Below are 24,800 nucleotides of genomic sequence, written 5' to 3' on the forward strand. Positions count from 1 at the left end.
GAACGGATCGCCGTATGAGTGAGCCGCGCAGCAAGGCCCAGCACCGCCGTCGCAGAAGCCGTACCGCCCTGGCGGTCGGGGTCCCCCTGGCCCTGACCGCCGCCGGTACCCTCGCCTACGGCACCGATCTCGGCGTCCTCGGCTCCACCGCCCGGCAGGCCTCCGCCGCCGGCGCCACCCCCGCCTGGGCCGCCGACACCGCCGACGGGTTCGCCTCCGTCAACTCCCTGGGGCAGAACGGGACGTACGGCGGCCGGGGCGGGAAGACCGTCACGGTCAAGACGCTCGCCGATCTGGAGAAGTACGCGACCGCCGCCGAGCCCTACGTCATCGTGGTCGCCGGGACCATCACGATGAACCCGGTCGGCAAAGAGATCAAGGTCCGGTCCGACAAGACCATCGTGGGGCAGGGGACCTCGGGGCACATCGTCGGAGGCGGGTTCTTCCTCGGCCAGGGCGTGCACAACGTGATCATCCGGAACCTGACCATCCGGGACGCGTACCAGGGCATCTGGAACGACAAGGACCACGACTTCGACGCGATCCAGATGGACGGCGCCCATCACGTGTGGATCGACCACAACGATCTGCGGCACATGGCCGACGGGCTCATCGACGTCCGCAAGGACAGCACGAACGTCACCGTGTCCTGGAACAAGCTCAGCGACAACAACAAGACCTTCGGCATCGGCTGGACCGAGAACGTCAGGACCGACATCACGATCCACCACAACTGGATCCGCGAGACCGAGCAGCGCAACCCCTCCACGGACAACGCCGCCCACGCGCACCTCTACAACAACTTCCTGGAGGACGCCCCGGGCACCGGCATCAAGTCGTCGTACGGGAACTACTCGCGCGGCGGCACGAAGATGGTGCTCGAGAACTCCCTCTTCCAGGGCGTCAACAACCCCGTCATCAAGGACGGCGGCGCCGCGATCGTGCAGCGTGGCAACGTCTTCTCCGGCACCAGCGGGCGCAACGAGTCCGGCGGGAGCGCCTTCGACCCGAAGACGTACTACTCCTACACCCTCGACAAGGCCGACGCCCTTCCCGCGCTGCTGAAGTCCCAGGCGGGGCCGCGCACGTCGATCGGCGCCTCCGCCGTCTCCACCAAGGCCGCGGCGGCCACGACCCTCACCGTCGCCCAGGACGGCAGCGGCCAGTACCGCACCGTGCAGGCCGCCGTGAACGCCGTGCCGGCGAACAACCCGTCGCGTGTGGTGATCGCCGTGAAGCCGGGGACGTACCGGGAACTGGTGAAGGTGCCCTCCAACAAGCCGCACGTCACCATCCAGGGCACCGGCGGGAGCCGTAAGGACACGACGATCGTCTACAACAACGCCTCCGGCACGCCGAAGCCCGGCGGCGGCACGTACGGCACGGGCGGCAGCGCCACCGTCGCCGTCGAGGCCGACGACTTCCAGGCCCGGAACCTGACCATCTCCAACGACTTCGACGAGAAGGCCAACCAGGGCATCAAGGACCAGCAGGCCGTCGCGCTGCGCACCGCCGCCGACAAGGTGTTCCTGGACGGGATCATCGTCAGCGGCGATCAGGACACGCTGCTGCTCGACACCGCGTCGAAGGACCGGCTGGGCCGGGTGTACGTCGGCAACTCCTACGTCATCGGCAACGTCGACTTCATCTTCGGCCGGGCCACGGCCGTCGTCGACAAGTCCGTCATCACGCTGAAGAAGCGCTGGAACGGCACCTCGGCCGGGTACATCACCGCGCCGAGCACCGCCGCGAACCGCAAGGGCATCCTGATCGCCAACTCCACGGTGAACGGCGATGTCTCGGCCGGGACCTTCTACCTCGGCCGGCCCTGGCACGCGGGCGGGGACGCCACCCTCGACCCGCAGACCACCGTCCGCAACACCAACCTCAGCGCCGCGATCAAGTCCACGCCGTGGACCGACATGAGCGGCTTCTCGTGGAAGGACGACCGGTTCGCCGAGTACGGCAACTACGGCCCCGGGGCGGGCCCGGCGAGCACCGACCGTCCTCATCTGACCGCCGCGCAGGCCGCGAACCAGGAAGTCGCGGACTGGCTCGCGGGCTGGACGCCTTCGGCGTCCTGAACGGCTCCCTTCCGGGTCCGGCTGACGAGCGGCGCCGGGCCCGGAAGGGCCACCATGGATCCGGTGGGGATTACTGCTTCCAGGCGTAGTGCAGCCGGTCCAGGCCGCTCTGGTTGTTCACCGACAGGCTGAGGTTCGTGCCCGTGCCCTGGAGCGTGGTGAGGGAGTAGGTGTCACCGCTGCGCAGGCCGGGCCAGTAGACCGAGCCCAGGCCCAGCTCCCGGATGGTGTCGGTCGCGGCCTGGATGTAGGCGACCTCGTTGGAACCGCCCACCGGGCCGTTGTAGTCCAGGCCGGTGGTCATGGAAGCGCCGAACTCGTCGAGGATCGTGCGCGAGGCGCAGTCGCCGATGCGGCTCTTGAAGTCCTGCTTCCACTGGTCGACGCTGGTCCAGTCGGTGTGCCAGAAGCCGTAGTTGTGCAGGGCCAGGCGCGTGCCCTTCAGACGCGGGTCGGCGCAGACCGGCTTGACGTCCTCGCTGTACTTGTAGCCGCCGATCAGGATCCGGTCGCGGGGCACGTTGCCGTGGGTCCTCACCCACTTCGCCGCGATGTCGGTCCACTCCTGGGCGGTGTAGCCGAACGGCTCGTTCATCGGCTCGAAGTACACCTTGGAGTCGCGGGCGTAGGCGGAGGTGATCCGCGCCCACATCCGGTCCCAGGAGGCCTGGTCGTCGATCTTGCCGTCCTTGGCGTTGTCGGCCTCCCAGTAGCCCAGGATGACCTTGAAGCCCTTGGCGGTGGCGGCGTCGATCGCACCCCGGTAGGACTTCCAGAACGGGCCGTTCACCGAGGTCGGGTTGACCGGGAGGCGGACGGTGTTGGCGCCGAGCTTGGAGAACCCGCTGATGATCGCCTTGGACTTGGCGTACGTGGTGGCGTAGCCGTCGGACGTGGACAGGCCCGAGGGCACGACCGCGTCGTGGGCGTAGTTGTCGCGCGGGTCGGCCCAGTTGACGCCCTTGAAGTCGCTGACGGGCGGCGGGGTGGCGGGGGAGGCGGCCGCGGGGGAGGCCAGGGCCCCGCCGAATGCCGTGGCGCAGGCGAGCAGCGCCCCCAGTCCGGCTGTCCCCCGGTGAGTCTTTCGTGACACGACGTCCCCTTCTGAGCGGTACTTTCGAGCGAACCTCGCGTACAGATCGGCGGCTCGTTGGCTCCCGCAAACTAGAAGAGGACTCGAACAGAGGTCAACACATCTGCACACCAAATTTCATCAACAACACAGGCTAGGAGCCCACGTTCAGCCCAGATCCCGACACCCGCACCCGGATGCCGTCCTTCTGGACCCGCACGTCCCGCAGCCGCACGTTCCCCTGCTCCGGCTCGGGGAGTTCGAACGCCAGGGACAGCCGGTCGGCGAGCACCGGGCGGGTCAGACCCGCCAGGGAGTCGAGCAGTTCGGGGTCGAGGCCCAGACGGCGCATGACGCCGGGGTTGTCCAGGGCCAGGTCGATGAGGTTGAGGCGGGCGGCCTGGCGGGCGAAGCGCGGGGAGCCGGTCAGCTCGGCGAGCTTGCCGTCGTCGGCCAGCGCCTCGCGCACGGTCGCCTCGGGCACGCCCATCCGCTGCACGATGGCCGGGACCGACAGCAGCGCCTTGGCCTTGCGGGTCTCGCGGGCGAGGTCGGCGATGCCCTTGGGCGTCAGGTGCAGGCCCTCCGAGGGGCGGGTGCCGGGGCGGTAGGTGGCCAGGTCGCCGATGTCCAGGCGCATGTTGCCGATCTCGGTGGCGATGCCCCGCTCGCCCTGCCGCTGGATCCGGGCCTCGGCCCGCAGCCGCAGGTCGTGGCCGGCGACGGGCAGGGTGCCGTCCGCCCGGACCCGGTCACGGCCCTCACCGGTGAACGTCACCTGGGAGGCGCCGAGTTCACGGTTGAGGTCGGCGAAGGTCAGCTGGACCTCCCCGTCGAAGCGGGGAACGTGGGCGCCGCGCACGGAGGTGAGGCCGTCGGCGTCCAGTCGTACGTCGTGGGCCGTGGCCGAGACCTTCGCCAGGGAGACCCGGTCGGCGGCGACGTCCGGGACGGTCACCTTCACCGACTCCAGGCGCTTGTCCGCCAGCTGGGTGAGGAAGGGGAAGCCGCCGATCTCCACCTCGGGCGCCGCGGCCAGGTCGAGGCGGTCCTTGAGGGTGTCCGCGGCGCGGTGCTCGGCGTACAGCACGGCCCAGCGGTCGGCGAGGGTGGTGAAGGCGGCGATGACGGCCAGGCCGACCACCGCCTTCACCGCGAGCGGCAAGCCAGCGAAACGATTCTTCCTGCGCCGCCTGCCACCGCGGCGGTGGTCCGGCGGAGTCCAGGTGTCCTCGGCGCCCGCATCCGGTTCCTTCACGAGGAACTCCTCCAGAGGGGTCTCCTCCAGAGGCCCGTCATCGAGGGCGGCGAGCTCCTCGTACGGGTTCGGACGGGGATGCGCAGCTACGTGGTGGGGGGTACGCATCGATCCATCCGATCATGCGCACCTCCCCCACCCGCAACTCGAACCCCGGGTATGCGACTTACTTCACGATCGTGATGCGGTCCGCCTTCGGCGGGGCGATCGGGTTCGACGCCGAGGAGTTGGCCGTCAGGTACTGCTCCAGGGCGGCCAGGTCGTCGCTGCCGACCACGTCGTTCGTGCCCTGCCCGAGGGTCGGGAAGCCGTCGCCGCCGCCCGCGAGGAAGCTGTTCGTCGCGACGCGGTAGGTGGCCGCCGGGTCGATGGCCGAGCCGTTCAGCTTGATGCTGACCGTGACCACCCGGTCGGTGCCGGACTTGGTGAGGTCCAGCGTGTAGGTCAGGCCGGACGAGACCTGGAGGACCTTCGGGGCCGCCGCGTTGGGGCCGGTCACCTGCTCCTTGAGCACCTGGATCAGCTGCGCGCCCGTGAAGTCCTGGAGGTTCACGGTGTTCGCGAACGGCTGGACCGTGAAGCCCTCGGCGTAGGTGACGACACCGTCGCCCTCACCGGCCTTGGCCGCGTAGGTCAGCGGCGCGCGGATGCCACCCGGGTTCATCAGCGCCAGGTCGGTCTCCGGGTCGAGCTGCTTGCCGTGGGCCAGCTGCGCGTCGGCGATGAGGTCGCCGAGCGGGGACTCGGTGCCGGTGTTGCCGATGTCGCCGGAGATGTAGCCGATCGGCTTGTTGCCGATGGGCGCGGCCAGCGTGTTCCACTTGCTGATCAGCTCGGTCATGTCGGGCGCCTTGGGGACGTCCCGGGTGACCACGCGGTTCGCGGACTTCACCGCCGTACGGGCGATGTCGCCGGTCCTGCGGTCGTACGTCAGCGTGGTGTCCGTGTAGAGACGGCCGAAGGACGCGGCCGAGGTGACCATGCGGGGCTTGCCCGCCGGGTCGGCGATGCTGCACACGTACGCGTTGTGGGTGTGGCCGGTGACCAGCGCGTCCACCTGCGGCGTGACGTTCTTGGCGATGTCGACGATCGGGCCGGAGATCCCGTCGCCCGCGCCCGGGGAGTCACAGTCGTAGTTGTACGACGTCGACGCCGGGAAGCCGCCCTCGTGGATGAGGGCGACGATCGACTTCACGCCCTGCTTCTGGAGCACCTTGGCGTACTTGTCGATCGTCTCGACCTCGTCCTTGAAGGACAGGCCCTTGACGCCCTCGGCGGAGACGATGTCCGGAGTGCCCTCCAGGGTCACACCGATGAAGCCGACCTTGACGCCGTTCTTCTTCCACACCCAGTAGGGCTTGAGGATCGGCTTCTTCGTCTTCTCGTCGAGGACGTTGGCCGCGAGGTAGGGGAAGTCGGCGCCCGTGAACTTCTCGTCCGTGTAGCAGCCGTCCTTCGGGTGGCAGCCGCCGTTCTGCAGACGGGCCAGCTCCCTGGCGCCCTCGTCGAACTCGTGGTTGCCGACGGAGGTGACGTCGAGGTCGAGCTTGTTCAGCGCCTCGATGGTCGGCTCGTCGTGGAACAGCCCGGAGATCAGCGGGGAGGCGCCGACCATGTCACCGCCGGCGGCGGTGATGGAGTACTTCTCGCCCTCGCGGGCCTGCCGCAGATGCGTGGCGAGGTATTCGACACCACCGGCGTCGATGGTCTTCGTCGTGCCGTCGTGCTGCGTCTCGGTGACCCGGCCGGAGGAACCGGCCGGCGGCTCCAGGTTGCCGTGCAGGTCGTTGAAGGACAGCAGCTGCACGTCCTGGTAGCGGCCGGGCCCGTACCCGCCCTCGCGGTGGTCCTCCCCTGCGGTCGCCGAACCCGGCAACGCCGCGGCGGCCAGCGCGCCGACGGTGACCACACCGGCGGCGAGAGCGACGAAACGGTTCGTACGGCGTCTCCGGCGCTCCGGATGCGCCGGTGAAGTGGCTGGCATACGCCCCCCTGAGGGTCTGCTGGGACAGTGATGTCGTCCGGCGCAGCCTAGAGTCAACGCGCGTAGCGCGACAGGTGTTTCGTGGTTACGACCTGGTTGCTTCTTTGCCGCCGATTTGCCGGTGGCGCCCCGTACCCTCGTACGCATGACCAGCGACGACACCGTACGGCCCGGACGCCCCCGCTCGATCGAGACCCTTGCCGCGCTCTCCGCGGAGCAGACCGAGGCCGTGCTCGGACTGCTCGACGAGGCGGCCCGGACCGACGGGCAGCAGGCGGTGTCCGAACAGGGCCGGTTGCAGCTGCGGGGCGGCGAGCGGGCGGGCGTGTCCCATCTGCTGCTCACCGCCGACGGGGAACTTGTCGGTTATGCCCAGTTGGAGGACACGGACCCCGTGGAGCCGCCGGCCGCCGAGCTGGTGGTGCATCCCGGGCACCGCGGGCACGGGCACGGACGGGCGCTCGGGGCCGCGCTGCTGGCCGCATCGGGGAAGCGGCTGCGGGTGTGGGCGCACGGCGGGCACTCCGCCGCCCGGCACCTCGCACAGGTCCTCGGCCTGACGCTCTTCCGTGAACTGCGCCAGATGCGGCGGCCGTTGACCGGCTTCGACGCGCCCGACCCGGTGCTCCCCGAGGGCGTCACCGTGCGCACCTTCGTGCCCGGGCGGGACGACGCGGCCTGGCTCGCGGTGAACGCCGCCGCCTTCGCCCACCACCCCGAGCAGGGCTCCCTCACCCAGCGCGACCTCGACGACCGCAAGGCCGAGCCGTGGTTCGACCCCGCCGGGTTCTTCCTCGCCTTCCGCGGCGACGAACTGGTCGGCTTCCACTGGACCAAGGTGCACGCCGAGGAGGGCCTGGGCGAGGTCTACGTCCTCGGCGTCGGCCCCGGCGCGCAGGGCGGCGGACTCGGCAAGTCCCTCACCACGATCGGGCTGCGGCATCTGGCGGGGCAGGGGCTGCCCACGGCGATGCTCTACGTCGACGCCGACAACAAGGCGGCGGTGTCGGTGTACGAGCGGCTGGGGTTCGTCACGCACGAGGTGGACCTGATGTACCGGACGGAGACCTGAGCCGTGCCGCGGACGCGTGCGCTCCACGTCAGGCCCGCCACCGGCTCCGACCTGCCCGCCCTCGTCGCTCTCCGGGACGACGCGGCCCGCTGGATGCTGGCCCGCGGCATCACCGGGCAGTGGCGTCCGGGCGAGTTGGACGAGGACCACTTCCGGCGGGTCATGGCCGACGGCGAGATCTGGCTGGCGGAGTCCGGCGGGCGTCTCGCCGGAGCCTGGGAGCTGTGGTGGCAGGACGAGGACGCCTGGGGCCCGCAGCCACCGGTGGCCGGATACGTGCACCGGCTGATGGTGGACCGGACCACCGCGGCGCCCGGGACGGGGCGGCTGCTGCTCGGCGCCGCGGAGCGCCGGGTGGCCGCGGTGGGGCGCACGGCGGTGCGCCTGGACTGCCTGGCGACGAACGCCCCGCTCAACGCGTACTACCGCGACGCCGGTTACCGAGTGGTGGGACGCAAGGAGGGCAAACCGCAGCCGGGCGGGGCGCCCAAGTCCTTCACGCTGATGGAGAAGCGGCTCGGGTAGGCGGGCGTCGCGCCCACGCCGGACGCCAGGTCTCTCCCTCCGGGGGCAGCGGACGGGTCGCCGTCAGGTAGTCACGCAGAGCACTCAGACCGGGATGCGGGTTGTCCGTGCGCCAGAGCAGGGAGTGCGGGTAGACGGGGACCGGGTCCCGGAGCGGGACGAGCCGCAGGTCGTGGGCGACCGGCCAGACGTGCGGGGTCCGTTCGCTGAGGAAGGTCGCCACGGTCGGGGAGCCGGCGATCGTGTCGAGGAGCGCCTCCAGGCCGAAGTTGGGCCCGATGGTGTCGATGGCCGGTCCGAAGGCCGCGGCGAATTCCTCGTAGTAGGCGTGCCACTCGGTCCCGGGCACGTTGCCCGGCATCCAGATCCGGTGCCCGGCCAGCTGCGCGGGTGTCACCCAGTCGGCCCGGGCGAACGCGTGGCCGGGGCCGACGCACAGCTGGAGCGGCTCGTCGAGGACCGGGGTGGCCGTGATGCCGTCGGGGAGCCGCTGCCCGGGCATGGTGACGGCGCGGAAGGTGGCGTCGACGGCCCCGTCCCGCACGGCGGTCACGGCCGTCTCCACGTCGAACAGCGTGACGACGTCCAAGGCGATGTCCGGGTGCGCCCGGTGGAAGTGCTGCACCAGCCCGCCGGTGGCGGCCCGGCGCCCCACGACGTCCACCCGCAGCACCCGGTCGCCGGGCCGCACGGCGGCCATCGCCCGCTCCTCCGCCTGGAGCACGACCCGGGCGTGCGGCAGCAGGGCCTGCCCGTCGATGGTGAGCTCCGCCCCTCGCGGCGTACGGACCAGCAGCCGCACCCCGAGGTCCTTCTCCAGCGCGGCGATCCGCTTGGACACGGCCTGCTGGGTGAGAGCCAGGTCCACGGCGGCCTTCTGGAACTGCCCGGAGTCGGCGATGGCGACGAAGGCGCGTACGGCTTTGAGGTCCACGAGGGGCAGCCTAGCGGCACAACGGGTGGTTGTCGGAGGGTCGGGAGAATCCGAATACCCGGCACCTTCCCGTCCATCTGCACAACCACTCGGCGTACGGCCTCCTAGCGGAGAACCAGCCGTCCCAGGGCTCGCCGTCGCAGAGGCTCCAGCGCGCAGAGCACACCCGGCAGCACCGCCGCCGCCAGCACCACCGCCCACCGGTCGTGCGCCGCCGCCCACCGCTCGTCCCGCACCGGCACGAACGGGGCCCAGCGGCCGGGCCAGAACAGCATGGCCAGGACGGCCGTGGTCAGCAGCCCGCCCGCGACCGGCAGTCCGGGCCGGGCGGCCTCGCTGAAGCGCACCGCGGCCGTCGCGGCCGGGGCGGCCAGGGCGGCCAGGGCGACGCGCAGGGCGATACAGACCGGGCCCGGAGTCGGCACGGTGGTCGTGGTGTGCCGGGCCGGGTCGTCCAGGAGGAAGGCCAGGCCCACCGCGAAGTCGAGGATCGCGGCCCGCAGCAGGCACAGGGAGAGCCGCTCCGCCGTCTTCCCGGTCCGGGTCGAACGGTTCACGAAAGCACGCTTGACTTTCCGGCTCTCCTTCCACCACCCTTTCACTACTCAATTAGTGAAAGGGTGGTTCAAGGTGGTCGAGTACCGCATCGACCGGCGCAGCGGTGTGGCCACCTACGTCCAGATCGTCCAGCAGACCAAACAGGCCCTGCGCCTGGGCCTGCTGGAGCCGGGCGACAAGCTCCCCACGGCCCGCGAGGTCGTGGAGGCCACCGCCATCAACCCGAACACGGTCCTCAAGGCCTACCGGGAGCTGGAGCGCGAGGGCCTGGTGGAGGCCCGCCGCGGACTGGGCACCTTCGTCCGCAAGTCCCTGGGCACCGCCCCCGCCGACTCCCCGCTCCGCGCGGAGCTGGACGCCTGGGCGGCCCGGGCGCGCGAGGCCGGCCTGGAGCGCGAGGACGTGGCCGCCCTCTTCACTTCCGTACTCGACGCGCAGTTCGCAGACTTCAAGGGGGACGTATGACCGACACCGCCATCGAGGCGGCGGCGCTGGGCAGGAGGTTCGGGCGACGCCGCGGGCCCGCACTGGACGGCTGCGCCTTCCGGCTTCCCGCGGGCCGGATCTGCGCCGTCACCGGCCCTAACGGCGCCGGCAAGTCCACCCTGCTCGCCCTGGCGGCCGGGCTGCTGCGCCCCACCGAGGGCACCATCACCGTCCTCGGCCAGAGCCCGGCCGCGGCCCGCGAGCGCCTCGCCTACGTCGCCCAGCACAAGCCGCTGTACCCCCAGCTCACCATCGCCGGCACCCTGCGGCTGGGCCGGGACCTCAACCCCCGCCGCTGGGACGCCCGGACCGCCGAGCGGATCGTCGCGGAGGGCGGCCTCGACCCGGACACGAAGATCCGCGCGCTCTCCGGCGGCCAGCGCACCCGCGTCGCGCTCGCCCTCGCCCTCGGCAAGCGCCCCGAACTGCTGCTCTTGGACGAGCCGATGGCCGACCTCGACCCGCTCGCCCGGCACCAGCTGACGGCCACGCTCATGGCCGAGGTCGCCGACCGCGGCACCACGATTGTCATGTCCTCGCACGTCGTCGCGGAACTGGAGGGCTCCTGCGACCACCTGCTGCTGCTCGGCTCGGGCCGCATCCGGCTCGCCGGGCCGCTGGACGACCTGCTCGCCGCGCACACCCTGGTCACCGGCCGGGCGGGCGACGCCCTCGACCCGCACACCGTGGTCGAGTCCCGCACCACCGGCCGCCAGCTGACCGCCCTGGTCCGGCCCGCGGGCCCCCTCGGCGACGGACTCCGGGGCGACCGTCCGTCCCTGGAGGAGGTCGTCCTGGCCCACCTGCGCTCCCCCGACGCCCCGCCGCTCCTGCTCGACGCGCGGGAGGCCGCCGTATGACCGCCATGACCACCCGGGCGCCCGCCGCCACCACCCGGCGCTCCTCGCAGCCGCGCGGCCTGGTCCTGGCCCTGCTCCGGCTGCACCGCACGGCGCTGTATTTCTGGCTGGGGCTGGTGGCCGTGGCCGCCGGGGCGCTGCTGTGGGCCATCGGGCCGGGAGCGGACGCCGCCTGGGCCGAGTACACGGACCTGGGCTGCGACGGAACCCGCCCGAACCTGGGCTGCGACCTCCCCGGCCCCGCGAACAGCCGGTACCAGACGGCCGTGGCGGTCGGCACCGGCCTCCTCAGGCTCCTCCCGCTGCTCACCGGGGCCTGGGCGGGCGGGGCGCTCATCGGCCGCGAACTGGAGAGCGGCACCGCCCGACTGGCCTGGACCCAGTCGGTCGGCCCGGCCCGCTGGCTGGCCGCCAAGCTCGCGGTCCCGGCCCTGCTGCTCCTGACGGGCACACTCACTCTGACGCTGCTGCACCGCTTGCTGTGGTCGTCGAACCGTTCCCCGAAGGGCGCCATGGCCTGGCGCGCGTGGCACGACGACGGCGTCTTCGAGATCAACGGCACCATCGCCGCCGCCCAGGCCCTCGCCGCCCTGGCCCTCGGCGTCCTGGTGGGGATGCTGCTGCGCCGGACGCTGCCCGCCCTCGGCGTCGCGGTCCTGGCCGTCGTGTCACTCGTCTACGTCCTCGACGAACTGCGCCCGCACCTGTGGCCGGTGAAGACGGTCGTGACGGGCCTGGACGACGCCACCGCCGGCTCCGACAGCATGATCGTCGAAACCGGCGCCCTGAACGCTTCCGGTGCCCGCGTCCCGATCCCGGCGTGCACGGGCGAACCCACCTGCAACGCCAAGCACGGCATCACCCACTACTACGCCGACTACCACCCGGCCTCCCACTTCTGGCCCCTCCAGCTCGCGGAGACCGGCATCCTCCTCGCCGTCGCCGCCCTGGCCGCCGGGGTCGCCTTCGCCCTGCTGCGCCGCCGCACGGGAGCCGCCGTATGACCGCCCTCACCGCGGCGGCCGCCCCCGCCGCCCGCCCCGCCCCCCACCGGGGCGGCCCGCTGCGGGCGGTGCTGCGGACCCACCGTGCGGCCCTCGTCCTGTGGCTCGCGGCCCTGGCGGTCGCGGCGGTCGCCCTGATCTGGCTGCACTCCCTCGGGGACGAGGCCCGGCAGGGCATGAGCGCCTGCTCCACACCACCCACCCACCGGCTCCCGTCCTGCGCGGCCGTCGAGGCGATCACCGCCGACGAGACGTACGCGAACGGCATCGCGGTGATCGCCTCCCTGCTGTCCTGGGCGATGTTCCCCGTGGCCGCGTGGGCGGGCGGCGCGCTCACCGGCCGTGAACTGGAGAGCGGCACCGCCCAGCTGGCCTGGACCCAGTCGCTCCACCCCCTGCGCTGGCTGGCCGTGAAACTGGCCGCCCCGGCCGCGCTGCTCACCGCCGGCACCGGCGGACTCGTGCTGCTGAACATCCGGGCGCGCGGGGACGGCGACCCCGATCTGGTCGGCGACTGGTACAACCCGGACGCGTTCGTGTCGACGGGCCCGGTGGCCGTGGCCTACGCCCTGGCCGGACTCGCCCTCGGCGCCCTGGCCGGACTCGTGTGGCGCCGGGCCCTGCCCGCCGCCGGCACGGCCCTCGCCGCCTCGCTGCTCCTGCACCACCTCCTGGAACGCCACCGCGAGGACCTCTGGCCGACCGTCAGCCGTTTCGCGCCGGGCAGCATCGACCTCCCCCGCTCGGTCCTCCAGGTCACCTGGGACACCTCCATGCCGCACGGCGTCGGGATCAGCCACGCCACCTTCCATCCCCCGTCCCACTTCTGGCCCCTGCAGTACGTGGAGAGCGGCCTCCTGCTGGCCGTGGCCGGTACCGCGACCGCCGCCGCCTTCCTCCTCCTGGCCCGCCGCCTGCCCTGAACCCGGTCCGCGCGTCCTTCCACGGGGGGATGGACGCGCGGCCCGCCCCTCGGGGACACTCCCCGGACGTACGGCTTCCCCGAGCGCCGTCCACAGCCTGTGGGCAACCGCGGCCCCCTCACCCGGCCCCGTGGACCCCCGCGGGCCGCCCCCCGCTATCCCGCACGTCATGTCTCCGTAACCGTCGATTCAGACGAGCTTGCGAAGCTCGGCCAATGAATCCCGCCGTGCCAGAGCCTTCCCCGCCCCGCGAGGGTCCCGAGGGAAACGGGAGCACTCATGTGACACCCCCGCTCCCGCCCGCGCTGTCCGACGCGCCCGTCATGCTCGCGGCGCGGAAGAATGGGTCCATGAGCCAGCCGAAGACCCAGGCACAGGTCCAGCACGCGCAGCCCTCCGTGGGCTCCATAGCAGCCCACCGCCCGCACACGGTGTCGGCAGCGGTCTCCGATCTGGAACCGGACATCGACGCCGACCTCGACGCGTACGAGGAGTCGCCGTACGACGGGCCCCAGCTGCCCCAGGGCCGGTTCCTCGACCGGGAGCGCAGCTGGCTCGCGTTCAACGAGCGGGTGCTCGAACTCGCCGAGGACCCGAACACGCCCCTGCTGGAGCGGGCCAACTTCCTCGCGATCTTCGCCAGCAACCTGGACGAGTTCTTCATGGTCCGGGTGGCCGGACTGAAGCGCCGTATCGCCACCGGCGTGGCCACCCGCTCCGCCTCCGGTCTCCAGCCGCGCGAGGTGCTGGAGATGATCTGGGCCCGCTCACGCGAGCTCATGGCCCGGCACGCCGCCTGCTACCACGAGGACGTCGCCCCCGCGCTCGCCGAGGAGGGCATCCACCTGGTCCGCTGGAACGAACTGCAGGAGAAGGAGCAGGCCCGCCTGTTCACCCTGTTCCGGCACCAGATCTTCCCCGTGCTGACCCCGCTGGCGGTCGACCCGGCGCACCCCTTCCCGTACATCTCCGGCCTGTCCCTGAACCTGGCCGTCGTCGTACGGAACCCGGTCACGGGACACAAGCACTTCGCCCGTGTGAAGGTGCCGCCGCTGCTGTCCCGCTTCCTGGAGAGCTCCCCGGGCCGCTACGTCCCCATCGAGGACGTCATCGCCGCCCACCTGGAGGAGCTGTTCCCGGGCATGGAGGTCCTGGAGCACCACGCCTTCCGCCTCACCCGCAACGAGGACCTGGAGGTCGAGGAGGACGACGCCGAGAACCTCCTCCAGGCCCTGGAGAAGGAGCTCATGCGGCGCCGCTTCGGGCCGCCGGTGCGCCTGGAGGTCGAGGAGTCCATCGACCGCGAGGTCCTGGACCTGCTGGTGCGCGAGCTGAAGATCGGCGAGGCCGAGGTCTACCCGCTGCCGGGCCCGCTGGACCTCACCGGCCTGTTCCGCATCGCCTCGCTGGACCGGCCCGAGCTGAAGTACCGCAAGTTCGTCGCCGGCACCCACCGCGACCTCGCCGAGGTCGAGTCGGCGTCCCCGCCGGACATCTTCGCCGCGCTGCGCGAGCGGGACGTCCTGCTGCACCACCCGTACGACTCGTTCTCCACCTCCGTCCAGGCCTTCCTGGAGCAGGCGGCCGGCGACCCGGACGTCCTCGCGATCAAGCAGACCCTGTACCGCACCTCCGGCGACTCCCCGATAGTCGACGCGCTCATCGAGGCCGCCGAGTCCGGCAAGCAGGTCCTGGTGCTGGTCGAGATCAAGGCCCGCTTCGACGAGCACGCCAACATCAAGTGGGCGCGCAAGCTGGAGGAGGCCGGCTGCCACGTGGTCTACGGCCTGGTCGGCCTGAAGACCCACTGCAAGCTGTCGCTGGTGGTCCGCCAGGAGGGCGAGACGCTCCGCCGCTACAGCCACGTCGGCACCGGCAACTACCACCCGAAGACGGCCCGCCTCTACGAGGACCTCGGCCTGCTCACGGCCGACCCCCAGGTCGGCGCGGACCTCTCGGACCTGTTCAACCGCCTGTCCGGCTACTCGCGCCGGGAGACCTACCGCCGACTGCTCGTGGCGCCCAAGTCGCTGCGCGACGGCCTGGTCTCGCGGATCACCAAGGAAGTCCAGCACCACCGCGCGGGGCGCCCCGCGTACGTCCGCATCAAGGTCAACTCGATGGTCGACGAGGCCATCATCGACGCCTGCTACCGCGCCGCCCAGGCGGGCGTGCCGGTGGACATCTGGGTGCGCGGCATCTGCGCGGTGCGCCCGGGCGTGGCGGGCCTGTCGGAGAACATCCGGGTCCGCTCGATCCTCGGCCGCTTCCTGGAGCACTCCCGGGTGTTCGCCTTCGGCAACGGCGGCGAGCCCGAGGTGTGGTTCGGCAGCGCCGACATGATGCACCGCAACCTCGACCGCCGGATAGAGGCCCTGGTCCGGGTCACCGACCCGGCCCACCGGGCAGCCCTGAACCGGCTGCTGGAGACCGGCATGTCCGACTCCACCGCCTCCTGGCACCTCGGCCCGGACGGCGACTGGACCCGGCATGCGACCGACGCGGACGGACAGCCCCTGCGCAACGTCCAGGAGATGCTCATAGACGCCCGGAGGCGCCGGCGTGGCACAGCAACACCTTGACCCGACGAGCCCCCTGGCCGGGCCCGCCCCCACCGCAGACGCCCTCGCGGGCTATCTGCGGGCCCAGGCCACGGAGTTCCTCCGAGCGCTGCGCCTGCACCGGGAGACGGGGTCGGGGGCGAACGGCTCGGAGGCGTCCGCCGCGGCGGCCCGCGCGCTGCGCCGCTCGGCCCGCCGCGTCAGCGCCAGCCTGCACACGTTCCAGTCCCTCCTCGACACCGACTGGTGCGAGGCGATGCGCCCCGAACTCGCCTGGGTCTCGGGGACACTGGCGATGGAGCACGCGTACACGGCCCGGCTGGAACGCCTGTTGGCGGCGCTGCACCGCCTGTCGGGTTCCACGGCCCTTTCGGCGCAGCCGGGTGCACGGGCGGGCGCGACGGCACCCGCCAAGGCCGGCGCCCCCGCCCAGGAACGCGGCAATCTGACCGTGGGCGCCGCCAAGGCGGGCGCCCTGCTCGACCGCCAGCTGACCCTCGCCCGCACCCGGGCCCACTCCACGGCCCTGCAAGCCCTGGGCAGCAGCCGCTTCCACGCCGTCGCGGACAAGGTCGCCGTCCTGGCCAGCGAGGTCCCCCTCACCAAGACCGCCGACGGCACCGACCTGCGCCCCCTCGCCACCGCCGCCCAGGACCGCCTCGCCGACGCCGTGGCCGCCCTCCCGCTCGTCACCGCCGGGAACCCGTACAACGCCGCGGCCCTCGTCCACGGCCTGTCCCCGGACACGGTCCCGCACCCGCAGGACGCCCCGTGGCACCAGGTCCGCCTGCTGCTGCGCCTGCACCGCTACGCCCGCGAGGCCGTCAGCGGCCCCAAGGGCAACGCGGTGGTCGACCTGCGCCTGCTCTCCGCCGGAAAGGCCCTGAACCGGCACCGCGACGCCTCGGAGGCGGCGGCAGCGGCGGCCCAGGCGGCCCGCACCCCCCGGATCGCTCCCGCCACGGCGTACGCCCTGGGCGTGCTCCACGCCGACCAGCGGCACGAGGTGGAGGCGGCGCGCTTCGCGTTCCAGCAGTGCTGGCAGAAAGAGGTGGTGAGTACCGGATGAGCCCGGATTCCCCCGGCACCACCGTCCGGGCGGCCGGCTGCGTCCTGTGGCGCCGCTCCGCCACCGGCGAGTTGCAGCTCTGCCTGGTCCACCGGCCGAAATACGACGACTGGTCCTGGCCGAAGGGCAAGCTGAAGCGCGACGAGGAGGCACTCGCGGGTGCCCTGCGCGAGGTGGCGGAGGAGACGGGCTGCCGGGCCGAGCCGGGCGCCGAGCTGTCCGACCAGCGTTATCTGGCCAACGGCCGCCCCAAGCACGTCCGCTACTGGGCGGCCGAGGCCGTGTCCTGCGCGTTCTCCCCGACGGACGAGGTGGACCGGCTCCTGTGGCTGGCGCCCGCCGCCGCCCGCGCCCGTCTCACCCGGCCGGACGACCGGCCCCTCGTCGACGAACTGCTCGCCGTTCTGCACCTGCCCCGGACGGCCGGCTGACCGGACGGTCCCGTTTCGTCCGCAAAAGCGGAATGCCGTCGCGCTCTCCCCGTAAGCATTCCGTGACCTCACCAGGCCTTAGACAGGGGTTCACCCCTCGTTCATGTGCGGCCATCGGCGCCTTCACCTGATCTGCCTAATTTCAGCCTTACCGACGTGAGCCGCGCCTGCTGAGCGCGACCGCGTCCGTGTCACTCAGACTTCGCACGCCGCCGATCAGGACGGCGGCTCCTGGAAGGAACTCAAGTGAAGCTTCAGCGCATGAACCGGCGGGCCCTCGCTCTCGGTGCTCTCGCCGTCTCCGGCGCCCTGGCCCTCACGGCGTGCGGCTCCGACGACACCGGCGGCAACACCGACGGCGGCGGTTCCTCCAACGCCGCCGCGCCGAGCAACGTCAAGTGCGACGACGCTTCGGGCCAGGTGCTCGCCGACGGCTCCTCCGCGCAGAAGAACGCCGTCGACGCGTGGGTCAAGCAGTTCTCGGCGGCCTGCAAGGTGGAGATCAACTACAAGGCCGGCGGTTCCGGCGCCGGTGTCACCGCGTTCACGCAGGGCCAGGTCCCCTGGGCCGGTTCGGACTCGGCGCTGAAGCCCGAAGAGGTCGAGGCCTCCAAGAAGGTCTGCTCCGGCGGCCAGGGCATCGACCTGCCGATGGTCGGCGGCCCGATCGCCGTCGGCTACAACGTGCCGGGGGTCGACAAGCTCGTCCTGGACTCCGCGACGATCGCCAAGATCTTCAACAGCAAGATCACCAACTGGAACGACCCGGCGATCGCGAAGCTGAACCCCGACGCGAAGCTGCCCAACCTCAAGATCCAGGCCTTCCACCGCTCGGACGAGTCCGGCACCACGGACAACTTCACCAAGTACCTGATCGCCACCGCGAAGAAGGACTTCCCGTACGAGGGCGGCAAGGCCTGGCAGGCCAAGGGCGGCCAGTCCGCTCCGCAGTCCTCCGGGGTCGCCGCGCAGGTCAAGCAGACCGCCGGCGCGATCGGCTACTTCGAGCTGTCGTACGCCAAGGACGGCATCAAGACCGTCGCCATCGACACCGGCGCCGCCGAGCCCGTCGAGGCGACCGTCGACAACGCCACCAAGGCCATCGCGGACGCCAAGGTCGTCGGCACCGGCAAGGACCTCGCGCTGCAGCTGAACTACGCGACCAAGGCCGACGGCGCCTACCCGATGGTCCTGGTGACCTACGAGATCGTCTGCGACAAGGGCAACAAGGCCGACACCCTGCCCGCCGTCAAGGCGTTCCTGCGCTACGCGGCCTCGGAGGACGGTCAGAAGATCCTCGCCGAGAACGACTACGCGCCCATGCCCGACGACATCATCGCCAAGGTCCGCACGACCGTCGAGAGCCTGAGCTGACCCGAGTGCGGTCCGGTCCCGCCAGCGGGACCGGACCGCACCGTCCGGTGCACCGCCGCCAGGAGCCGCACAGCACGTGCGGTTCCGCAGACCGGAGAACCCGATGGACACGACACAGATAGCTGACGCACCCCCTCCCACCCAGCCGTCCGCCGCCGAGCAGAAGCGCGCGGCCCGTGGCGCCACCCGGCCCGGAGACCGGATCTTCCTCGGTCTCTCCCGTGGTTCGGGCATCCTGCTGCTGGTGATCATGGCCGCGATCGCGGGCTTCCTCACCTACCGCGCGGTCCTCGCCATCAGCGAGGACGACGGCAACTTCCTGACCACCTTCGAATGGAACACCGGTGTCAACCCGCCGGTCTTCGGCATCGCGGTCCTGGCCTACGGCACGATCGTCTCCTCGATCATCGCCATGGTCATCGCGGTCCCGGTCTCGGTCGCCATCGCGCTGTTCCTCACGCACTACGCCCCGCGCCGGCTGCGCGGCCCGATCGCCTATGTGATCGACCTGCTCGCCGCCGTGCCGTCCATCGTCTACGGCCTCTGGGGCGCCCTCGTCCTCGTGCCGCACATGAACGGCCTCTTCGGCTGGCTGAACGACTACCTCGGCTGGACCGGCGTCTTCTCGTGGCAGGGCGGCGCCGCACGCTCCATGCTCACCGTGGGGATCCTGCTCGCGATCATGATCCTGCCGATCATCACCAACGTGAGCCGCGAGGTCTTCCGCCAGGTACCGCAGATGCACGAGGAAGCGGCCCTGGCGCTCGGCGCCACCCGCTGGGAGGTGATCCGCATGGCGGTCATCCCCTTCGGCCGCTCCGGCGTCATCTCCGCCTCGATGCTCGGCCTCGGCCGCGCCCTCGGCGAGACGATGGCCGTCGCCACCGTGCTCTCCCCCGACTTCCTGATCCACGGCAGCCTGCTCGACCCGGGCGGCGGCACCTTCGCCCAGAACATCGCCAGCAAGTTCAGCGAGGCCACCGAGTTCGGCCGTGACGCGCTGATCGCCTCCGGTCTGGTCCTGTTCGTCATCACCCTGCTGGTCAACGGAGCGGCCCGCGCGATCATCGCCCGCCGCAAGGAGTACTCGGGGGCCAACGCATGAGCACCGCAACCATCAGCCCCAAGGGCCCCAGCACCCTGCGCGGCGGCCGTCTGCCCACGTGGGCCCCCTGGGCCATCGCCGCCGGATCCGTCGCCCTCGGGGTCGGCATCAGCGCCGCCGCCGGCCTGCACAGCAGCATCCAGTGGGCCCTGATCGCCGCGCTCCTGCACGTCCTCGGCACGTACGTCATCGCGGCCCGGGTCGAGAACCGCCGCCAGGCCACGGACCGCGTGGTCACCTCGCTGGTGTGGGTCGCGTTCCTGCTCGCCGTGGTGCCGCTGGCCTCCCTGGTGTGGTCGACCGTGCAACGCGGCACGAAGGTCCTCGACGTCTACTTCCTGACCCACTCGATGGGCGTGGTCGCCGACTCGGAGGCGGGCGGCGGCATCTACCACGCCATTCTCGGCACGCTGGAGCAGGTCGGCCTCGCCACGCTGATCGCCGCGCCGGTCGGCGTGCTCACCGCGATCTACCTGGTGGAGTACGGGCGCGGCAACCTCGCCCGGGCCGTCACCTTCTTCGTCGACGTCATGACCGGCATCCCGTCGATCGTCGCCGGCCTGTTCATCCTCAGCCTCATGCTGATGTTCGAGATGGAGCCGTTCGGCTTCGCCGGCTCGCTCGCCCTCGCGATCCTGATGATGCCGGTCGTCGTGCGCTCCACGGAGGAGATGCTCAAGCTCGTCCCGAACGAGCTGCGCGAAGCCTCTCTGGCGCTCGGCGTGCCCAAGTGGCGCACCATCCTGAAGGTGGTCCTGCCGACCTCTCTCGGCGGCATCACCACCGGCATCATGCTGTCCATCGCCCGTATCGCCGGTGAGACCGCGCCGGTCCTGCTGCTGGTGTTCGGCAGCAAGTTCATCAACGCCAACCCCTTCGAGGGCGCGCAGGCCTCGCTCCCGCTGTACATCTACCAGCAGTACGGATCGGGCGAGGTCACGGCGTACGACCGCGCGTGGGCGGCGTCGCTCACGCTGATCGCCTTCGTGATGATCCTCAACCTGGTGGCTCGCGGTATCGCCCGCTGGAAGGCCCCGAAGACCGGTCGCTAAAGCGTCAATCTGCGGCTACCGCCGCGCGGGGCCACACAGCGACCCCCAGACTTTTGGAAGTGAAGTAGTCATGGCCAAGCGAATCGACGTAAGCGGACTCACCGCCTACTACGGCTCCCACAAGGCGATCGAGGACATCTCGATGACCGTCGAGCCGCGCTCGGTGACGGCGTTCATCGGCCCGTCCGGCTGCGGCAAGTCGACGTTCCTGCGCACGCTGAACCGGATGCACGAGGTCACCTCGGGCGGCCGGGTCGAGGGCAAGGTGCTCCTCGACGACGAGGACCTCTACGGCTCGGGCATCGACCCGGTGTCGGTCCGCCGTGAGGTCGGCATGGTGTTCCAGCGCCCGAACCCGTTCCCGACGATGTCGATCTTCGACAACGTGGCGGCGGGACTGCGGCTGAACGGCAACTACAAGAAGAGCGAGCTGGCGGACGTCGTCGAGCGCTCCCTCAAGGGCGCGAACCTCTGGAACGAGGTCAAGGACCGCCTGAACAAGCCCGGCTCGGGCCTCTCCGGAGGCCAGCAGCAGCGTCTGTGCATCGCACGGGCGATCGCGGTCGAGCCGAACGTCCTGCTCATGGACGAGCCCTGCTCGGCGCTCGACCCCATCTCCACGCTCGCGATCGAGGACCTGATCGGTGAGCTCAAGGAGCGCTTCACGATCGTCATCGTGACGCACAACATGCAGCAGGCGGCCCGCGTCTCCGACCGCACGGCGTTCTTCAACCTCGCGGCGGTCGGCCAGCCCGGCAAGCTCATAGAGATCGACGACACGGAGCGGATCTTCTCCAACCCGTCGGTCCAGGCCACGGAGGACTACATCTCCGGCCGCTTCGGCTGATCCGGCCCGCCGAGTCTCCTCGCGGTGCTGCATGGCGGTGCCACCGCGAGGCCGAAAAAGGGCCCGCCCCCGGTTCCCGGGGGCGGGCCTTTTCGCGTACGGCGCCGGTACGGGACCGGCTACAGGAAGGCCAGATGCACGATCCCGAAGGACGCCGCGGCCACCAGTGCGGCCGCCGGCATCGTGATGAACCACCCCAGGATGATGTTCTTGGCGACGCCCCACCGCACGGCGTTCACCCGCTTCGTGGCCCCGACTCCCATGATCGCGGAGGTGATCACATGGGTCGTGGAGATCGGCGCCTTGAACAGGAACGCCGAGGTGAACATGATCGACGCACCCGTCGCCTCCGCCGCGAAGCCCTGCGGGGGATCCAGCTCGATGATCTTCCGCCCCAGGGTCCGCATGATCCGCCATCCACCGGCGTACGTTCCCAGCGACAGCATCACCGCACAGGCGACCTTGACCCACACGGGAATCGGATCGCCGTAGTCCTCGACATCGGCGATGACGAGCGCCATCACCACGATGCCCATGGTCTTCTGCGCGTCCTGCAGACCGTGCCCCAGCGCCATGCCGGCCGCCGAGACGGTCTGGGCTATCCGGAATCCCCGCTTGGCCTTGTGCGGGTTGGCCTTCCGGAAGATCCACATGATCGCGGTCATCACCAGGTAGCCGGCCAGCAGACCGACCACCGGGGAGATGAACATGGGGATGACGACCTTCTCCAGCACCCCGTGCCAGTAGACCGTCGTCCCGCCGGCCAGCGCGGCGCCGACCATCCCGCCGAACAGCGCGTGCGAGGAGGACGAAGGCAGCCCGAAGTACCAGGTGATGAGGTTCCAGACGATCGCGCCCACCAGCGCGGCGAAGAGGATCCCCATCCCCTTCGACCCGGTCGGTGTCTGGATCAGGCCCTCACTGACCGTCTTGGCGACCCCGGAGCCCATGAACGCACCGGCGAGGTTCATCACCGCGGCCATGGCCAGCGCGGCCCTCGGCGTCAGCGCCCGGGTCGAGACGGACGTGGCGATCGCGTTCGCCGAGTCGTGAAAGCCGTTGGTGTACGTGAAGAAGAGCGCGACGCCGATGGTCGCGACCAGAGCGAAGGTGTCCATGAAGGGCTCAGGACTCCTTGACGGCGATGGTCTCCACCGTGTTCGCCACGTGCTCGAAGGCGTCTGCCGCTTCCTCCAGCACATCCACGATCTGCTTGAGCTTGAGGACGTCCATGGCGTCGTACTTGCCGTTGAAGAGGTGCGCCAGGAGCTTGCGGTGGATCTGGTCGGCCTGGTTCTCCAGCCGGTTGACCTCGATCCAGTACTCGGTGAGGTTCTCCATGGTGCGCAGGTGCGGCATCGCTTCGGCCGTCAGTTCGGCGGCGCGCGCCAGAACCTCGATCTGCTGCTCGACGCCCTTGGGCAGTTCCTCGACGTTGTAGAGGACGACCAGGTCGACGGCCTCTTCCATGAAGTCCATGATGTCGTCGAGGGACGAGGCGAGGGTGTAGATGTCCTCGCGGTCGAACGGCGTGATGAACGAGGAGTTCAGCTGGTGGAAGATCGCGTGCGTGGCATCGTCACCTGCGTGTTCCGCTGCCCGCATACGCTCTGCGATCTCGGCCCGGGCGGGTGTGTCCGCCCCGAGCAGTTCCATGAGGAGCTTCGAGCCCGTGACGATGTTGTCCGCGGAGGCGGCGAACATGTCGTAGAAGCTCGTCTCCCTGGGGGTCAGACGAAAGCGCACGTGGGGTCCTCGGGGTGCTTCGGTTTCGGTCAGGCTGATGCTAGGCGCAACATCCGGCCACGGCTATCGGCCGCCCACCAGTGTCGCCCATCGGGCACAGTGATGAGCACGGGGGCGGTTCCAGGGCCGTATACCCAGCAAAGTTCGGTACCATATACCCACCAGGGGTATATGTCGGCCCACTGCCCACCAGGAGGAAGCGATGACGGACGTGACCGACACAACAGATGTCGCCCATGTCACCCCCGGCACCGCCGACACCGCCGGTGCGGATGTGACGCCCGATCATGACCACGGTGTGCACGGGTACCACAAGCAGAAGGACGAACACCTCAAGCGGCTGCGCCGTATCGAGGGCCAGATCCGTGGCCTGCAGCGCATGGTCGACGAGGACGTCTACTGCATCGACATACTCACGCAGGTCTCCGCCTCCACCAAGGCGCTTCAGTCCTTCGCCCTGCAACTGCTGGAGGAGCACCTGCGGCACTGCGTCGCCGACGCCGCCCTCAAGGGCGGTGACGAGATCGACGCGAAGGTGAAGGAGGCCACCCAGGCGATCGCCCGCATGCTGCGGACGTGACCCGGGCCCGGACTCGCGAGACGCCCGGATTCAGCGCCGGGCGGACTCCCGCTCCTCGGCCACCTTCAGCACCTCGTCGATACTCTCCAGGCTGAGCCGCTCGTGGGCCGCCGAGGCCGCGATGATCAGCTCCCCGCACAGCTCGATCTCGGCGAGGGCCACGTGGTCCTGAACTGCCGTACCGCCGACCGGAGCCACGTGCATCACCTCGTCTCTGCCGACACCGGCTTCCTAGAGTAGGGAGCGGCCTACACACCGCGCATGGCACGGACGGGCTAGTTCACGCCGGTCACTCCTCGGCGATCTTGCCCGCGTAGATGTCGCCGGATTCCGGCAACCGTACGCGCACCGAGGCCCCGAAATCGTAGAGCAGGGTGGTCGAGGCGACGGCCACGGGGCTCTTCTGCTGCCCGTTGAGGAAGCTGAACCGGTGCCTGACCTTGCGGATGCGTCCCTCGTCGTCGAGGTAGGCGTCGAAGGGCACTTCCGCGGTGGCGAACCCCTTGGCCGCCGCCTTCAGAGGCCCCTTGTTCCCCTCCGACGCACGCCGGGCCGCGTCGCCGAGGTCCGCCGTCCCCCGGTAGTGCCGCACCCCGGTCCCCGCGACCTCCGTCCTGCCCACGTACGTCGCCGTCCGTGTCCCGAGCAGCACCTCGGCCGCCGTGAACGGATCGGTGGCCCCGCCGGTGACGAGGTTGCCGTCGGACAAGGTCCGCGTGTCCACCCGCACCCACTTGTCCGCGGGCACTCCGGCGCCCCGGTTCTTCATGAACAGCGCGCCCGGCGCGAGCAGCTCGGTGATCGGCCGGCGCTCGGCGGCCCCCGCGGGATCCTGCGGCAGCAGCACCTTGAGCCGCCCCATCCGCTCGCGGTAGTCGTACACCCCCGCGCCCCGGATGGTGACCCGCGTCCCGCCGGCGGCCATCTCCATCGACGTACGGGCCTTGGAGCTCCCCGCGTCGACGAGCCGGTCGGCGGCCTGCCGCAGCGTGACGACCGCGTCCCCACCCCGGGAGTCCCCGGCGACCGCGTCGCCGCCCGCGCACCCTCCGGTGCCCAGCCCGGCCCCGGTCAGGACCCCGGCCGCGACGAACGCCGCACCCGTCCGCCTGTGCCGCCGTTCCCGCTGCCGCCCAGTCATCGCCTGCCTACCCCCAGCCGGTACGTCCGTCACGGGCCCCCTCGTTGTTCCGGTTAACGACGGGTATGTGCCCCCGTCACGCCAGTCCGCCCCGTCCGCCGCACCAACCGTTCACCTGGGGTGGGTAACGTTGT

The 24,800-nt window shown here is 70.9% G+C and carries 24 protein-coding genes; 15 read left to right on the forward strand and 9 right to left on the reverse strand.

The window, feature by feature from the left end; translation table 11 throughout:
* The first annotated feature begins 14 nt into the window (after positions 1-14).
* Entirely contained in the window at positions 15-2,084 is a 2,070-nt protein-coding gene (locus tag ACFY9E_RS24565) for a pectinesterase family protein (protein ID WP_390987536.1), read from the forward strand.
* A 70-nt stretch (positions 2,085-2,154) separates the two neighbouring features.
* Here the strand turns inward: ACFY9E_RS24565 and ACFY9E_RS24570 are convergent, their stop codons facing one another.
* The 3 genes from ACFY9E_RS24570 to ACFY9E_RS24580 form a co-directional block, all read right to left on the reverse strand.
* On the reverse strand, positions 2,155-3,177 hold the full coding sequence (locus tag ACFY9E_RS24570; RefSeq protein WP_390987538.1) for a cellulase family glycosylhydrolase: 1,023 nt from the start codon (positions 3,175-3,177) through the stop codon (positions 2,155-2,157).
* A 133-nt stretch (positions 3,178-3,310) separates the two neighbouring features.
* A complete protein-coding gene (locus ACFY9E_RS24575) occupies positions 3,311-4,522 on the reverse strand; it encodes an LmeA family phospholipid-binding protein (RefSeq protein WP_390987540.1) in 1,212 nt (403 codons plus the stop codon).
* A 58-nt stretch (positions 4,523-4,580) separates the two neighbouring features.
* Positions 4,581-6,398 (reverse strand): 5'-nucleotidase C-terminal domain-containing protein, encoded by a 1,818-nt coding sequence (locus tag ACFY9E_RS24580; protein WP_390987541.1) that lies wholly within the window; start codon positions 6,396-6,398, stop codon positions 4,581-4,583.
* Positions 6,399-6,543: 145 nt separating this feature from the next.
* On the opposite strand from ACFY9E_RS24580, the gene mshD reads away from it, so the two are divergent.
* Together mshD and ACFY9E_RS24590 are read left to right on the forward strand one after the other, a co-directional pair.
* Complete coding sequence (gene mshD / locus ACFY9E_RS24585) at positions 6,544-7,470, forward strand: mycothiol synthase (protein ID WP_390987543.1); 927 nt, start codon at positions 6,544-6,546, stop codon at positions 7,468-7,470.
* A 3-nt stretch (positions 7,471-7,473) separates the two neighbouring features.
* Positions 7,474-7,995, forward strand: a complete 522-nt coding sequence (locus ACFY9E_RS24590; protein WP_390987545.1) for a GNAT family N-acetyltransferase — start codon at positions 7,474-7,476, stop codon at positions 7,993-7,995.
* Here the strand turns inward: ACFY9E_RS24590 and ACFY9E_RS24595 are convergent.
* Positions 7,967-8,929 (reverse strand): LysR family transcriptional regulator, encoded by a 963-nt coding sequence (locus ACFY9E_RS24595; protein ID WP_390987547.1) that lies wholly within the window; start codon positions 8,927-8,929, stop codon positions 7,967-7,969. The genes ACFY9E_RS24590 and ACFY9E_RS24595 overlap by 29 nt on opposite strands.
* A 104-nt stretch (positions 8,930-9,033) precedes the next feature.
* The gene (locus ACFY9E_RS24600; protein WP_390987549.1) at positions 9,034-9,486 is read right to left on the reverse strand and encodes a hypothetical protein; all 453 of its coding nucleotides are present in this window, start codon (positions 9,484-9,486) and stop codon (positions 9,034-9,036) included.
* A gap of 73 nt (positions 9,487-9,559) precedes the next feature.
* Here ACFY9E_RS24600 and ACFY9E_RS24605 point away from each other — a divergent pair, with 73 nt between their 5' ends.
* The 11 genes from ACFY9E_RS24605 to pstB all read left to right on the forward strand — a co-directional run bounded on the left by ACFY9E_RS24605 (position 9,560) and on the right by pstB (position 21,199).
* On the forward strand, positions 9,560-9,952 hold the full coding sequence (locus tag ACFY9E_RS24605; protein ID WP_390987551.1) for a GntR family transcriptional regulator: 393 nt from the start codon (positions 9,560-9,562) through the stop codon (positions 9,950-9,952).
* On the forward strand, positions 9,949-10,833 hold the full coding sequence (locus ACFY9E_RS24610; RefSeq protein WP_390987553.1) for an ATP-binding cassette domain-containing protein: 885 nt from the start codon (positions 9,949-9,951) through the stop codon (positions 10,831-10,833). The genes ACFY9E_RS24605 and ACFY9E_RS24610 overlap by 4 nt, the downstream gene beginning before the upstream one ends.
* Complete coding sequence (locus ACFY9E_RS24615; protein WP_390987555.1) at positions 10,830-11,837, forward strand: ABC transporter permease; 1,008 nt, start codon at positions 10,830-10,832, stop codon at positions 11,835-11,837. Before ACFY9E_RS24610 ends, ACFY9E_RS24615 begins: the two co-directional genes overlap by 4 nt.
* Positions 11,834-12,760 (forward strand): hypothetical protein, encoded by a 927-nt coding sequence (locus ACFY9E_RS24620; protein WP_390987557.1) that lies wholly within the window; start codon positions 11,834-11,836, stop codon positions 12,758-12,760. The genes ACFY9E_RS24615 and ACFY9E_RS24620 overlap by 4 nt, the downstream gene beginning before the upstream one ends.
* A 215-nt stretch (positions 12,761-12,975) precedes the next feature.
* Entirely contained in the window at positions 12,976-15,342 is a 2,367-nt protein-coding gene (locus ACFY9E_RS24625) for an RNA degradosome polyphosphate kinase (protein WP_390987558.1), read from the forward strand.
* Complete coding sequence (locus ACFY9E_RS24630) at positions 15,323-16,390, forward strand: CHAD domain-containing protein (RefSeq protein ID WP_390987560.1); 1,068 nt, start codon at positions 15,323-15,325, stop codon at positions 16,388-16,390. Before ACFY9E_RS24625 ends, ACFY9E_RS24630 begins: the two co-directional genes overlap by 20 nt.
* Positions 16,387-16,821, forward strand: a complete 435-nt coding sequence (locus ACFY9E_RS24635) for an NUDIX domain-containing protein (protein WP_390987562.1) — start codon at positions 16,387-16,389, stop codon at positions 16,819-16,821. Before ACFY9E_RS24630 ends, ACFY9E_RS24635 begins: the two co-directional genes overlap by 4 nt.
* Positions 16,822-17,067: 246 nt before the next feature.
* Positions 17,068-18,195, forward strand: a complete 1,128-nt coding sequence (gene pstS, locus ACFY9E_RS24640) for a phosphate ABC transporter substrate-binding protein PstS (protein WP_390987563.1) — start codon at positions 17,068-17,070, stop codon at positions 18,193-18,195.
* A gap of 103 nt (positions 18,196-18,298) precedes the next feature.
* Positions 18,299-19,300 (forward strand): phosphate ABC transporter permease subunit PstC, encoded by a 1,002-nt coding sequence (gene pstC, locus ACFY9E_RS24645; RefSeq protein WP_390987565.1) that lies wholly within the window; start codon positions 18,299-18,301, stop codon positions 19,298-19,300.
* Positions 19,297-20,352 (forward strand): phosphate ABC transporter permease PstA, encoded by a 1,056-nt coding sequence (gene pstA, locus ACFY9E_RS24650; RefSeq protein ID WP_390987567.1) that lies wholly within the window; start codon positions 19,297-19,299, stop codon positions 20,350-20,352. The genes pstC and pstA overlap by 4 nt, the downstream gene beginning before the upstream one ends.
* 70 nt (positions 20,353-20,422) lie before the next feature.
* Positions 20,423-21,199, forward strand: coding sequence for a phosphate ABC transporter ATP-binding protein PstB (pstB, locus tag ACFY9E_RS24655; protein ID WP_390987569.1), 777 nt, complete (start codon positions 20,423-20,425; stop codon positions 21,197-21,199).
* Between the two features lie 119 nt (positions 21,200-21,318).
* Here pstB and ACFY9E_RS24660 read toward each other — a convergent pair whose 3' ends face one another.
* Positions 21,319-22,317 carry an inorganic phosphate transporter gene (locus tag ACFY9E_RS24660; protein WP_390987571.1) on the reverse strand — a complete coding sequence of 333 codons (999 nt, stop codon included), beginning with the start codon at positions 22,315-22,317 and terminating at the stop codon, positions 21,319-21,321.
* 7 nt (positions 22,318-22,324) lie between these two features.
* Positions 22,325-22,945: a DUF47 family protein gene (locus ACFY9E_RS24665; RefSeq protein ID WP_283973399.1), complete on the reverse strand. Its 621-nt coding sequence runs from the start codon at positions 22,943-22,945 to the stop codon at positions 22,325-22,327.
* A 202-nt stretch (positions 22,946-23,147) separates the two neighbouring features.
* Between ACFY9E_RS24665 and ACFY9E_RS24670 the strand changes: the two genes are divergently transcribed.
* Entirely contained in the window at positions 23,148-23,525 is a 378-nt protein-coding gene (locus ACFY9E_RS24670) for a metal-sensing transcriptional repressor (RefSeq protein ID WP_390987572.1), read from the forward strand.
* Between the two features lie 30 nt (positions 23,526-23,555).
* Here the strand turns inward: ACFY9E_RS24670 and ACFY9E_RS24675 are convergent, their stop codons facing one another.
* Both ACFY9E_RS24675 and ACFY9E_RS24680 read right to left on the reverse strand, forming a co-directional pair.
* Positions 23,556-23,723: a hypothetical protein gene (locus tag ACFY9E_RS24675; protein ID WP_390987635.1), complete on the reverse strand. Its 168-nt coding sequence runs from the start codon at positions 23,721-23,723 to the stop codon at positions 23,556-23,558.
* Positions 23,724-23,814: 91 nt separating this feature from the next.
* Positions 23,815-24,666 carry a hypothetical protein gene (locus tag ACFY9E_RS24680; protein ID WP_390987574.1) on the reverse strand — a complete coding sequence of 284 codons (852 nt, stop codon included), beginning with the start codon at positions 24,664-24,666 and terminating at the stop codon, positions 23,815-23,817.
* Positions 24,667-24,800 lie beyond the last annotated feature (134 nt).

The sequence above is a fragment of the Streptomyces sp. NPDC012466 genome (assembly GCF_042955215.1).
In the GTDB taxonomy this organism is placed as follows: Bacteria; Actinomycetota; Actinomycetes; order Streptomycetales; family Streptomycetaceae; genus Streptomyces.

Coding starts and splice junctions, on each gene's coding strand:
- ACFY9E_RS24565 (WP_390987536.1), top strand. CDS start 15: ATGAGTGAGCCGCGCAGCAAGGCCCAGCACCGCCGTCGCAGAAGCCGT.
- ACFY9E_RS24575 (WP_390987540.1), bottom strand. CDS start 4,522: ATGCGTACCCCCCACCACGTAGCTGCGCATCCCCGTCCGAACCCGTAC.
- ACFY9E_RS24580 (WP_390987541.1), bottom strand. CDS start 6,398: ATGCCAGCCACTTCACCGGCGCATCCGGAGCGCCGGAGACGCCGTACG.
- mshD (WP_390987543.1), top strand. CDS start 6,544: ATGACCAGCGACGACACCGTACGGCCCGGACGCCCCCGCTCGATCGAG.
- ACFY9E_RS24610 (WP_390987553.1), top strand. CDS start 9,949: ATGACCGACACCGCCATCGAGGCGGCGGCGCTGGGCAGGAGGTTCGGG.
- ACFY9E_RS24615 (WP_390987555.1), top strand. CDS start 10,830: ATGACCGCCATGACCACCCGGGCGCCCGCCGCCACCACCCGGCGCTCC.
- ACFY9E_RS24620 (WP_390987557.1), top strand. CDS start 11,834: ATGACCGCCCTCACCGCGGCGGCCGCCCCCGCCGCCCGCCCCGCCCCC.
- ACFY9E_RS24625 (WP_390987558.1), top strand. CDS start 12,976: ATGAATCCCGCCGTGCCAGAGCCTTCCCCGCCCCGCGAGGGTCCCGAG.
- ACFY9E_RS24635 (WP_390987562.1), top strand. CDS start 16,387: ATGAGCCCGGATTCCCCCGGCACCACCGTCCGGGCGGCCGGCTGCGTC.
- pstC (WP_390987565.1), top strand. CDS start 18,299: ATGGACACGACACAGATAGCTGACGCACCCCCTCCCACCCAGCCGTCC.
- pstA (WP_390987567.1), top strand. CDS start 19,297: ATGAGCACCGCAACCATCAGCCCCAAGGGCCCCAGCACCCTGCGCGGC.
- pstB (WP_390987569.1), top strand. CDS start 20,423: ATGGCCAAGCGAATCGACGTAAGCGGACTCACCGCCTACTACGGCTCC.
- ACFY9E_RS24660 (WP_390987571.1), bottom strand. CDS start 22,317: ATGGACACCTTCGCTCTGGTCGCGACCATCGGCGTCGCGCTCTTCTTC.
- ACFY9E_RS24670 (WP_390987572.1), top strand. CDS start 23,148: ATGACGGACGTGACCGACACAACAGATGTCGCCCATGTCACCCCCGGC.
- ACFY9E_RS24680 (WP_390987574.1), bottom strand. CDS start 24,666: ATGACTGGGCGGCAGCGGGAACGGCGGCACAGGCGGACGGGTGCGGCG.